The 11,879-nt window shown below is 45.0% G+C and carries 8 protein-coding genes; 6 read left to right on the forward strand and 2 right to left on the reverse strand.

What is annotated here, in order from left to right; translation table 11 throughout:
* Nucleotides 1-1,521 precede the first annotated feature (1,521 nt).
* Nucleotides 1,522-4,032 carry a penicillin acylase family protein gene (locus ACR64J_RS04860; protein ID WP_435950750.1) on the forward strand — a complete coding sequence of 837 codons (2,511 nt, stop codon included), beginning with the start codon at nt 1,522-1,524 and terminating at the stop codon, nt 4,030-4,032.
* Nucleotides 4,033-4,104: 72 nt separating this feature from the next.
* Here ACR64J_RS04860 and ACR64J_RS04865 read toward each other — a convergent pair whose 3' ends face one another.
* Nucleotides 4,105-5,301: an aromatic amino acid transaminase gene (locus ACR64J_RS04865; protein ID WP_435950751.1), complete on the reverse strand. Its 1,197-nt coding sequence runs from the start codon at nt 5,299-5,301 to the stop codon at nt 4,105-4,107.
* A gap of 245 nt (nt 5,302-5,546) precedes the next feature.
* Here ACR64J_RS04865 and ACR64J_RS04870 point away from each other — a divergent pair, with 245 nt between their 5' ends.
* Together ACR64J_RS04870 and ACR64J_RS04875 are read left to right on the forward strand one after the other, a co-directional pair.
* Nucleotides 5,547-6,149, forward strand: coding sequence for a class I SAM-dependent methyltransferase (locus ACR64J_RS04870; protein WP_435950752.1), 603 nt, complete (start codon nt 5,547-5,549; stop codon nt 6,147-6,149).
* A gap of 51 nt (nt 6,150-6,200) precedes the next feature.
* A complete protein-coding gene (locus ACR64J_RS04875; RefSeq protein ID WP_435950753.1) occupies nt 6,201-7,100 on the forward strand; it encodes an HpcH/HpaI aldolase/citrate lyase family protein in 900 nt (299 codons plus the stop codon).
* Nucleotides 7,101-7,146: 46 nt separating this feature from the next.
* Here ACR64J_RS04875 and ACR64J_RS04880 read toward each other — a convergent pair whose 3' ends face one another.
* A complete protein-coding gene (locus ACR64J_RS04880) occupies nt 7,147-8,157 on the reverse strand; it encodes a GlxA family transcriptional regulator (protein ID WP_435950754.1) in 1,011 nt (336 codons plus the stop codon).
* A 148-nt stretch (nt 8,158-8,305) separates the two neighbouring features.
* Here ACR64J_RS04880 and ACR64J_RS04885 point away from each other — a divergent pair, with 148 nt between their 5' ends.
* The 3 genes from ACR64J_RS04885 (at nt 8,306) to ACR64J_RS04895 (ending at nt 11,829) form a co-directional block, all read left to right on the forward strand.
* Nucleotides 8,306-10,126 (forward strand): acyl-CoA dehydrogenase, encoded by a 1,821-nt coding sequence (locus tag ACR64J_RS04885; protein WP_435950755.1) that lies wholly within the window; start codon nt 8,306-8,308, stop codon nt 10,124-10,126.
* Between the two features lie 89 nt (nt 10,127-10,215).
* Nucleotides 10,216-11,019 carry an SDR family NAD(P)-dependent oxidoreductase gene (locus ACR64J_RS04890; RefSeq protein ID WP_435950756.1) on the forward strand — a complete coding sequence of 268 codons (804 nt, stop codon included), beginning with the start codon at nt 10,216-10,218 and terminating at the stop codon, nt 11,017-11,019.
* 48 nt (nt 11,020-11,067) lie between these two features.
* Nucleotides 11,068-11,829: an SDR family oxidoreductase gene (locus ACR64J_RS04895; RefSeq protein ID WP_317199822.1), complete on the forward strand. Its 762-nt coding sequence runs from the start codon at nt 11,068-11,070 to the stop codon at nt 11,827-11,829.
* Nucleotides 11,830-11,879: the final 50 nt, after the last annotated feature.

Raw genomic sequence — 11,879 nt, forward strand, 5'->3', positions numbered from 1 at the left:
CAGGTATAAAACTATATTGGCAGGCGTGATCGTCTGTCTTTTTTATAGTGTAAAGATACACCCTTGCTTAGATTTCAAATCCGACCATCTACCCATGACAGCCCGCGCCAATGGCTCAAATATCTGTGACAAATCAGTTTTCCGACTGCCAGCATGTTAATAAATGTTAAGGTTTATCTAGGTTTTCGGACACGTTAGGCGATCAATACCAAGCCCTTTTTATAATGCTCAACAACCTAAGGAAACCCTAAGGTTTTAGATGCGCCCAGTTTTGAGCCTATCTCATTCAAAGGGTAATTTCTTAACAAGTACGAGCATGGGAACAACGGCAAGATTACGGCTAGTTTTCGGACACGTTAGAACCTCATAAAACCTCACATTCATTTTATTACTGGCAGCGCCTACCACCCCATGATTACCATAAGGTTAGAACCATATAAAACCGTACATTCAAAACCGATTAATACAGCCGCCGACTTGTCAAAACTTGTTATTCAAAACCTTATAAAACCTTACATTCAAAACCAAGTTACAGGGGTTTTCGGAGTCCATAAAGGGGTAGTTTTTCGGACTGTTTTAAAAAGGACTTGAGCAGGTTTTTGGACATCGTAGAGGGTAGTTTTTGGAGTCCATAAAAAGGGACTGTTTTCGGACTGTTCTAAATCGACTAAGGGTAATTCTTGGACTCCATAAAAGGGACTTTATGCACAGGTATCGTAAGCGACTTTTCGGACATCGTAAGAGAGGCTAAAAATGTATTGTTGGACACGTTAGAGGGTAGTTTATGGAACAGTACGCGCATGGGGCATATTCTGCCCGTGATTGGTAGTTTCAAGACAAGTAACACGAGGCAGCATAAGCGACTTTTCGGACAGGTAAACGCCTTTTTATATCTTTCAAAAACCTATTGAGCAGATAACCCCCATTGGTGGGAATTAGTAAATGCACAGAAACGCACGAAATACGCACGCATTTAAGCGCATTTATTGAGTGCATGCAGTCATTAGCAATTCAACCCCATGCAAACAAAAAGCAACCCCCTAAACTTTTAATTTCGCTTGCGTAAAAATATACATATGGCAGCGGTCACCGCTTGCCAAGTCCTGAACAATTACACCGCCCTACCGTGTTGAGAAATGTTGAAACGGCAAACAGTGAAAATAATTACAAAATAACATTGAGTGAAGCAGCAAACAGCCAAAAAAGGGCATTATCAAAAACGATTGTTGGTATTATGGTTGGTATCGATCATTTTTAAAATATTAATAGCTTTTATTATCAGTAACTTATGCTTATAGTTTAGTTTCCGCCATCTCCACCAAATATTAAAAAACCGATCACTTTAAGTGGTCGGTTTTTTTGTTTTATTAAGTTGTACTGATTATATCACTAGCAAATAGATCTCATAATGTTATATGATGAATATATGCTCCCAAAGCATTGTTGATAAAAGGAATTTATCTCAGACTAAAGCTGTTTTCAGTTTTAGTTAAACATAATCAACCATGGATGGTGAATATTATGACAACTCAAGCAGCAGGAAAAAGTGTAGCTAGACTTACGCTGATAACTATAGCGGTGTCATTGGGATTATCTGGTTGTTCAGATAATGATGTTAATTTTGATAGTAATGCTAAACCTGAGCCTAAGCCTGAATTTTCGGCTACTATCCAGCGTACTGAGTTCGGTATCCCTCATATAACAGCTGATGACTACAAAGGTTTAGGTTATGGTGTCGGCTATGCTTTTGCTGAGGATAATTTCTGCTCACTTGCGCGTGAAGTTGTCGTCGCTAGAGGGGAGAGCATGCTTTATTTAGGCGATCAAGGGAATGAAGCAAGCGATGTTTTTTATACCTGGTATAACTCCCCTGAGAGACGCGCTGAGTTTTTAGCGGCTCAAGACCCAGAAACTATCGATGCGGTGACAGGCTATGCGGCAGGGTTTAGCCGTTATCTACGCGATACAGGGGCAGCTAATATTGATCCTGCTTGTGCTAACGCTGAATGGGTACGTGAGATTACCCTTGATGATTTGTTGACTGTTTACGGTAAGGCCAACCTACGCGGCGGACTCTCCAACTTTGTTAGAGCGATTGTTGCGGCCGCCCCTCCTGCTGATCCTGATTCTGCAACTATTGGTATTCAAGATAGCTCGAGAGCCAGTAGTTTAGCGCCTGTCGACCCTGTGGTAGAGTCAGCCCCTGAATTTAACATGGAAACTATCAATGTCTTAAACGGTGGTAGTAATGCCTATGCCTTTGGTAGTGACTATACAGGGACTGATAGCGGTGTTATGTATGGCAATCCACACGAACCATGGGAGGGCGTACAGCGCTTTTATGAATTTCATACTACGATACCAGGTGAGCTTGATGTGATGGGCTCCGCTCAGCAAGGTCAGCCCTTTATTAATATCGGTTTTAACAAAGACGTGGCTTGGAGTCATACCGTATCGACTGCTAAACGCTTTACGCTTTATCAGGTGAGCCTAGTCAATAATAATCCTCTAAAATACAACTATATCAATAGCGCAGGCGCAGTTGAACAGCTTGATATAGAAGAAGTTGAAGTCATGGTTCAAATGCCAGATGGTCAAGACCCATTGGTTCGCAGTATCTACGTTTCAAAATATGGACCGATGATAAATGCTAAAGCGCTCAATCCTGGCTTACCAGCATGGGGTGATGCCAACAACGTAGCTTATACTATTCGTGACGCTGCTTCCGAAAATCCGCGCGCTCTTAACCAGTGGCGCAGTATGAACATGGCTACTAGTGTTGAAGATCTCGTTGATAGAATGCAGACTATTTTAGGTCTAGGGTTCGTCAATACGATTGCGACAGATCGTAATGGTAAAGCACTATACGCTGATATCTCGACCGTACCTAATGTCACAGCTGAAAAGCTAGCGGCTTGTAGTGCTAACGCTGGTGCTGCTCTTCATCTTTTGATAGAAAGAAACTTACCCGCACTCAATGGGAGTACTGCTGCCTGTGAATGGGGTAATGATGCCGATTCACCGCAAGCGGGTATCTTTGGGGGTTCAAACTTACCTTTTATCATTCGTGATGATTATGCGCTCAACTCTAACGATAGCTATTGGCTTAGTAATGCAGAACAGCCGTTAACCGGGTTTTCACCTTTGTTAAGACGCGAGTTGTTACCTTTCTCTGAGGATGCTGCGCCGTTATCTCTACGTACTCGTATGGCCTTTACACAAATATTTGACCGAGTAAGCAATGACGACGGTTTAGGAGGCAATACCTTTAATCTTGATAAAATGGAGAAAGTAGTCTACAGCAATCGCAGTTATGGCGCTGAACTCGTACTTGATGACGTTCTAGCAAACTGTCAAGCTAACCCGGCATTGCCTTTAACTAGTGGCAGCACTATTGATGGCACTCAGGCTTGTAATGTTTTAAGTAACTGGGATCGTCGTAATAATCTTGATAGTAAAGGCGCCCATGTCTTTAGAAAATTCTGGACTAATCTTAATGTCAATAATTATGCAAGATTTAGTACTCCTTTCGATAAGACCAACCCTATTGATACGCCGCGTGACCTAATTATCAATGACAGTACTCGTAGAGCTTTGGGTGATTCCATTGCTTATTACAATAGTAAGAACATTGCACTCGATGCGCCTTTGGGTAGCTTGCAATTCGTTTTTGACGCGAGTAAAAATAACGACAAAATCCCTATGCATGGCGGCTTTGGTGGTGAAGGGGTATTCAACGTTGCAAGCTCAAGTCAAAACGACGATGGCACCTATGGTCCAGTAACTAATGGTCCAACGTACATGCAAGCGGTGACATTCGATAGAAATGGCCCTGTTGTGGATGCGCTACTAGCGTTCTCGCAAGCGGGTGATACGACTCGTCCATTCCATCGTGATCAGACCCGTCGCTACTCAGATAAAGAGTGGATTCGTCTGCCATTTAGTGCCAGCGAGATTCAAAATAAAGCAATAGGTAGCAAGCTTGAGCTTCAAGAAGACTCAGATCAATCTCAAGAAAGCTTAAATCAGTAATGTTAAAGGCACAAAAAAGCTGAGCGGTTGCTCAGCTTTTTTGTGTCTATCCGTTGTAAAAACTATCAACAATTAGTTTTTTAGAACCTCAGCCATAGCATTGGCAACATAGTCGATATTGCTAGTATTTAGACCAGCAACGCACATACGTGAATTGGATACCATGTATATACCAAACTCGCTTTGCAAACGCTCAACCTGCTCGGGCGTAAGTCCTGTAAAGCTAAACATGCCGTTTTGATCCGTTAAGTAGTCAAAATTGCGGCTAGGGACGTTGGTCTCTAGTACTGATTTAAGCTTTAGGCGCATAGATTTGATACGGTCGCGCATAGCATACACTTCGCCAACCCACTGCTCATGCAGCTCATCATCGTTCATCACGATATCGACGACGTGTCCACCGTGTGATGGTGGGCTTGAATAGATACGGCGTACAGTGAAGGCCAGCTGACCAAAGACACGTTCAGTCTCGTCAGGTGTCGGGCAAACGACCGATAGACCACCGACGCGCTCACCGTATAATGATAAGTTTTTAGAGAACGAGTTACTAACAAATAATGTCAGACCCATATCAACTGCCTTACGAATCGCATAGGCATCGCTATCCATGTCTTCACCAAAGCCTTGATAAGCGATATCCATAAATGGAATCAGCTCCTGCTCTTGAATCACATTGAGTAGCGTATCCCACTGCTCACGTGTCAAATCGACGCCAGTAGGGTTGTGGCAGCATGGATGCAACAGCACAACGTCGTTTTTGTTCAACGTCTTAAACAGTGCAATCATCTCATCGAACTTGAGACCGCCCGTGGCTTTATCGTAGTAAGGGTACTTTGCCACTTCGACATCACTGCCTTCAAAGATGGCAATGTGGTTGCCCCATGTTGGATCGCTGACATAGCACTTTGATTGCGGGAACCACTCATTGATAAACTCAGCGCCGACTTTTAGCGCCCCAGAACCACCGATAGTGGCGATAGTAGCGACCAGACCGTCTTTTAGTACTTGTGCGTCCTTGCCAAATAACAAATCTTGACACGCTTTACGGTGCCCAGGTAAACCTTCCATAGGCAAATAAGGGCGCGGAGAGACCGAGTCTGCTATGCGTTTTTCAGCAATTTTTACGCACTCAAGTACGGGCAGTTTACCATTCTCGTCATAATAAACACCAACGCCTAGATTGACTTTGTTTGGGTTGTTGTCAGCAACGAATTTGTCTTTTAGCCCTAAGATAGGGTCACCGGCATAATAGTCGACACGTTCAAACATATTTTTTCCTTTAAAATAAAACCGCTAAAAGCATAAACCAGATTGGCACTGAACTCAACATGATCGTTGAGGTTCATATAAAGAGATTGAGGTAAACATACAGATGGAGCAATTATACTATAGTGGCAAAATTTTCTGAGGGTAATATAAGTTTGCTTACAATAAGATGATGGCAATAACTCTATTCTATGTTAAATATCAACATTTGCTAATCCATCTTTAATTTACAAGCAAGGAGACTAACTGTGTGGGATCAACGTTATAGCGAGCCAGGGTTTGCTTATGGAACCGAGCCTAATGATTTTTTGCTGGAGACTTATCAGCATATTCCAGCAGGCGGGCGTGTCTTATGCTTAGCTGAAGGCGAGGGTAGAAATGCAGTTTTTTTAGCTCAAATGGGCTATGAGGTCACGGCTATGGACTTATCTGAGGTCGGACTAAAAAAGGCGCAGCAGTTTGCTTGTGATAAAGGCGTGACAATAACGACACAACTGGCAGATCTGGCAGATTATCCATTTGGCGAGCAGCAGTGGGACGGCATTGTCTCCATTTGGGCACATACGCCTAAAGAAATACGCCAACATGTCCATGCTCAAATAAGTACAGCGCTAAAGACCAACGGAGCGTTCATTCTTGAAGCCTATACCCCTGAGCAACCTTCAATGTCAGGCGTGGGTGGTCCACCTGCCACGCAGACAGGCATGTTTATGTCGCTAGATTTACTACGCTCCGAGCTTAGCTCCTTAGACGAGATCGTTGCTATCGAAAAACACCGTAACGTTATGGAAGGATCAAGTCATCAAGGTATGAGCGCCGTCGTTCAGTATGTCGCGTGCAAAAAGGACTGATTTTTACTGCTATGATTATCTTGAATATTTCATAAACAAAAGGGTAAGACCATGCTGCTATTCTCAACCTCTGCTGATACGCTCCCATCTAATAATGAAAATCCAAGTAAACAAAACAAGCGTACTAGGCTGACAAGAAAAAAAGCATGGCTATTTGTCCCAGCCACAAGAATGGATCGCGTGCCCAAAGCCTTTGCTAGCGGCGCTGATGCGGTCATCGTAGATCTAGAAGATACCGTGGCTGTAGCGGACAAAGTCAAAGCTCGCAATGATCTACAGACCTACCATGACAGCGCTGATTATCAACCCGTATGGGTGCGTATTAACAGTGCAAACAGTCATGACTTCACTAAGGACTTGGCATGCTGTCAGCAATTGCCAAACCTAGCCGGTATCCTCTTATCAAAGGCAGAAAACGCTGCAGATATAGAGCAGGTATACAAGGTCACTGGACTATCAGTCATTGCGCTGATAGAGACGGCAAAGGGCCTACATAATCTCGATGCTATGGCAAAAGCATCAGGCCTATTAGCGTTAAGCTACGGATTTTTGGATCTTTGTAATGACCTACAAGTGCAAGTGGGCACGCAGGCCGCTGATATTGTCGCTAATCAGATTCGCTATAATCTGCTACTAGTGTCCGCCGTGCATCAGCTAGCTGCGCCTATCGATACTATATATCCAGATTTTAACGATGATAATGGTCTATGTGATCGTGTCCAGCTTTGGTCACACATGGGGCTATCTGGAATGCTCTGTATTCATCCCAAACAAGTCGCTGTTGTTAAGCAAGCCCTACAGCCCAGCGCTGATGACATTGCGTTTGCTAAAAAGGTTGTTGAGGAGTACGAGCATAGTGGACAAGCGGTATTTAAGATAGATGGTCATATGATCGACGCTCCTGTCATTAAGCGTTGTCAGCAACTGCTTATGCAAATCAACGTAGAGTAGGGCTGTGTTTTATCAAATAATACATACTGTTAAGTAAGAGGAAGTTTTAAATCGCTAAGCGCGAAAACTTGTTTTGATATTCTTTTGGCGTCAGCTGGGTCGCTCGTTTAAATAAACGGGTAAAGGAGGAGATATCGCTATAGCCGACTTGGTAAGCGAGCGACTTGATCGTCACTTGCCCAGACTCCAATAGACGCTTGGCCTGCTCAATCCTGACTGCCTGAATGTACTCAATAGGGCGCATAGCTATGCAAGCCTGAAAACGTCTGTTCAAGGTGCGCGGCGTGACGTTGACCATCGCAGCAAGGTCGCTCACTTGTAGCGACTCATTGAAACTACCTTCGATAAATTCTTGTACTTGCTTGACTAGCATATCGGCATGCGACTTGTGAACCGTCACATTGGTATAGCTATTTTGACTACCGCGTTTGCTATCGATGATTTGCGTCTTTGCCACTTGCGTTGAAACCTCCCGCCCGCAGTAGCGCTCGATGAGTAGTAGCGCTAAATCATAAAAGGCACTGCCGCCTGCCGCGCAAAATATATTGCCTGATTGAGTGACAAATTGGTTTTCTTGTAAATCAACGCGTGGGTATTCGCTTTTGAACTTGCTAGCATAACCCCAATGCGTTGTGGCGGTTTTGCCATCTAGTAGTCCAGCCGCCGCGAGAAAAAAAGCGCCACTACAGTTGCTCGCAATATCAGCTCGCGTGCTGGCAAGGCGTTGTAGGTGCGGCAACAAGGCGCTATTTTGTTTTAATACTTTATCAATAGAATCGCCAATGGTTGGAATAAGTAGTAAATCACACTCACTCACGTGAGTGATATCGCAGTGCGCTTGCATGATAAGGCGGTTGCTACATTTGATATCCTGTTTGCCAAGACTTGCGATCTGCACTCTAAATTTTGGCTCTACTTCCAAATCCAAAAAGCGCTGCCAACTGACTCCAGTGAACGAAAATAAGTCTAACGCCCCTGCCAATACGCTACCAAGCACGCCATCAAATCCAAGAATGACGACTTCAAAAGGTTTTTGACTTGGTATCTGGCTGGGCATGGTAGTTAACCTCTCTGCACTTATAGCTAAGCGGATGTCTTTTTTCACCTTAATTATGTCATAAATGACAATACGGTACGAGGTTAAATTAGATTACTATTGATCAACCACTTATTTGATATATTCGTTTCATTACAGAGAGAAGACTATGGCGACCGATACTTTAATCAATACTTATGAGCTACCGTTTCAATTGTACGATGTGCTGGATGTCGAGAGTTTAATCAAGCACCCTAAGTTCGCTGAGCACAACCGAGAGACTTTTGATGCGGTTCTTGAGACTGCGGACAAGATTGCGACTAATTTATTTTTGCCACATAACCATCTCGCGGACAAAGACGAGCCACAGTTCGATGGCAAAACAGTCTCTATGATTGATGATGTCAAAGTGGCTTTTGATGCGTTTCGTGACTCAGGCTTTATCGCGGGTCGCTATAGCTTTGAAGATGGCGGCATGCAATTGCCAGAGACGGTAATGACGGCGGTGGCGGGTTATTTTATGGCGGCTAACCCTTCAACGACAGCGTATCCTTTCTTGACGTCGGCGGCGATCAATGTCCTCTCGCATTTTGCTAGCGACGAGGTCAAAGACGCCTTTATGCCGCGTATGCTCACAGGTGAGTTCACCGGCACGATGGCACTGACCGAGCCGCACGCAGGCTCGTCATTGTCTGATATTAGAACCACGGCAACGCTTCAAGAAGACGGCTCATATCGCATCAAAGGCAGCAAAATCTACATCTCAGGCGGCGATCATGAGTTATCTGACAATATTGTGCATTTGGTATTAGCCAAAATCCCAGGCGGTCCTGGCGGGGTCAAAGGAATCTCCTTATTTGTTGTGCCAAAATATCGTCTAAAGGATGACGGGTCAATCGGCGAGCGCAATGACGTCCATTTAACAGGACTACTCCATAAGCTTGGCTATCGCGGCACCACATCTACGGCGCTAAGTTTCGGCGATAAAGGCGAATGTTATGGTTACCTAGTCGGCGAGCCACACTTTGGTCTACGCTATATGTTTAAGATGATGAATGAGGCGCGTATCGGTGTTGGCTTTGGCGCGGCGATGATCGGCTATCGCGGTTATCAGTACTCGCTTGATTATGCCAAAGACCGTACCCAAGGCCGCATCGCGCCTAACAACAAGCCTGATGATGAGGCTACGGCTATTATCAATCACGGTGATGTTAAGCGGATGCTTCTTGCGCAAAAAGCCTATAGTGAGGGCGGTATGGCGCTGTGTCTCTACGGCTCAAACTTGATTGATCGCATCAATACCACTGATGATGACACGCATCAAGCCGAGCTATCAGAATTGTTAGATCTGCTTACGCCAGTGATTAAAGCCTGGCCATCTGAATATGGACTCAAAGCCAATGACTTGGGCATTCAAGTCTTGGGCGGCGCAGGTTACACTCGTGAATATCATGCCGAGCAGTTCTGGCGTGATAATCGCTTGAATCCTATTCATGAAGGCACAAATGGCGTACAAGCGCTCGATTTGTCATTTCGTAAGTTATGGCAAAAGGGCGGTTTGGGTACTCAAATCCTCAAACGTGAAATCACGCAAGATTTGCAAAGTATTACTACGCCTGAGAGTGCAAAGCTGGCGGGTAAGCTTGTGCCCTACATGGAGCATTTACATGAGGTGCTAGTGCATTTGAGCAAAATACTGCCAATTGAAAAAGCCATTACTTTAACGGGTAACGCGCAGGCCTTGATGAATATATTTGCCTCCATCGTGGTCAGCTGGATATGGATTCGCCAAGCGAGTAAGGCGGAGCAACTGCTCGCTGCTGAACAAGATGCTGATACTCAGGATCAGGACAAACAAAACTTCTATCACGGCAAAATACAAGCAGCAAAATACTTTATCGATTGGGAGCTACCGACGATTCAGCGTGATATTGACCTGTTAAATAACGACAATGCAGTATGTACAGACATGCAAGCGGAGTGGTTTTAAACCATCATTTAAAAACCTAAGGTCTGTTGAACATTCGACCGTTACATTGACTGACCCTAATCATGAACTAGACATTAAAGGAATAAAGTATGAGTACAAATGGAGTTGAAGCAAGTCATCTATCTGATTTGCCCGCATCAAACGTTACAGGCAAACGTATTTTAATCACAGGTGGCGCCTCCGGTATTGGCGCAGCTAGCGCATTATTGCTTGCTAGTCGCGGCGCAAAAATCGTCATCGGCGATATGAACGAGAAAGGCGGTGATAGCATAGCCAAGCAAGCGATAGAAGCCAAGAATAGTGTCACTTTTAGACGAGTAGATGTGACTGATGGTGATGACGTCCGCGCGTTATTTCAATTTGCCATGCAAGAGCTTGGTGGCCTCGATGTTGTCATCAATAACGCCGGTATCGATCATAAGCCGGCGCCAATGCATGAGCTGAGCGATGAGGACTTTGATCGCAATATCGCGGTGAATCTCAAAGGCGTCTGGCATTGTATGCGCGCCGCGGTTGCTTGTATGGCACCAAACGGCGGTGGTCATGTCATCAATGTGGCCTCTATCGCAGGACTTCGTTCAGCGCCACTACTTTCGGCTTATAGTGCAGCTAAGCACGGCGTTATGGGACTGACTAAATCTGCGGCTCACGAGTATGCACGAGTCAATATTCGCTTCAATGCGGTGTGTCCCAGCTTTATCGATACGCCAATGGTGCAGAACACTATGGCGAAGATGGATGAGCGCGCCCAAAAAGCGACTATCAATGCCAGCCCACTGCGCCGCTTAGGCCGTGTTGAGGAAGTCTCAGGCGCTATCGCTTGGCTGGCAAGCGACGAGAGCAGCTTTATGAATGGTCATGCCTTTACATTAGATGGCGGTATGTTGGCTTAAGGTGTTGTATATATAGTACTTCTCACTTATAAAATACAAGGAAACTCTATGAAAAATTTATTTGATTTAACAGGCAAGATTGCACTGGTCACTGGCGCAAGTCGCGGTATTGGTGAGTCCATTGCACGTCTGCTAGCAGCACATGGCGCGCATGTCATTGTCTCAAGCCGTAAGATTGACGCCTGCCAAGCGGTCGCTGATAGCATAGTCGAGAACGGTGACAAGGCTAGTGCTTTTGCTTGTCATGTCGGTGAGATGGATCAAATCGAAGCTATCTTTGCGCATATCAAAGACGAGTTTGGTCGCATTGATATCTTAGTTAATAATGCCGCTGCCAATCCTTATTATGGTCATATTCTAAATACGGATTTAGCCGCGTTTGAGAAGACTGTCGATGTTAATATTCGCGGTTACTTCTTTATGTCAACCACGGCAGGTCAGATGATGGCTGAGCAGGGCGGCGGGGTCATTCTTAACACCGCGTCCGTCAATGGTATCGTCGCAGGCGACAAGCAAGGCATCTACTCGATTACCAAAGCCGCGGTCATTAGTATGACCAAGTCCTTTGCTAAAGAGTGCGGCCCGCTCAACATCCGTGTTAATGCGTTATTGCCGGGTTTAACGGATACCAAGTTTGCTTCAGCACTAACCACTAATGATAAAGTCTTAAAAATGGCACTACACGCCATTCCGCTAGGACGCGTCGCTGATCCTGATGAGATGGCAGGCACGGTGCTGTATCTCGTCTCTGATGCCTCCAGCTATACGACAGGCGCTTGTGTGCTGGTCGATGGCGGTATGCTCAGCTAATCGCAGTTGTTTTATGTCAATCAAAAAAGGACACGATATGAGTATCGTGT

Origin of the sequence: Psychrobacter sp. DM8 (assembly GCF_051307025.1) — a bacterium.
In the GTDB taxonomy this organism is placed as follows: domain Bacteria; phylum Pseudomonadota; class Gammaproteobacteria; order Pseudomonadales; family Moraxellaceae; genus Psychrobacter.

Excerpts from the sequence above, each read along its gene's own strand:
- ACR64J_RS04860 (WP_435950750.1), top strand. The coding sequence starts at position 1,522 with ATGACAACTCAAGCAGCAGGAAAAAGTGTAGCTAGACTTACGCTGATA.
- ACR64J_RS04865 (WP_435950751.1), bottom strand. The coding sequence starts at position 5,301 with ATGTTTGAACGTGTCGACTATTATGCCGGTGACCCTATCTTAGGGCTA.
- ACR64J_RS04875 (WP_435950753.1), top strand. The coding sequence starts at position 6,201 with ATGCTGCTATTCTCAACCTCTGCTGATACGCTCCCATCTAATAATGAA.
- ACR64J_RS04880 (WP_435950754.1), bottom strand. The coding sequence starts at position 8,157 with ATGCCCAGCCAGATACCAAGTCAAAAACCTTTTGAAGTCGTCATTCTT.
- ACR64J_RS04885 (WP_435950755.1), top strand. The coding sequence starts at position 8,306 with ATGGCGACCGATACTTTAATCAATACTTATGAGCTACCGTTTCAATTG.
- ACR64J_RS04890 (WP_435950756.1), top strand. The coding sequence starts at position 10,216 with ATGAGTACAAATGGAGTTGAAGCAAGTCATCTATCTGATTTGCCCGCA.
- ACR64J_RS04895 (WP_317199822.1), top strand. The coding sequence starts at position 11,068 with ATGAAAAATTTATTTGATTTAACAGGCAAGATTGCACTGGTCACTGGC.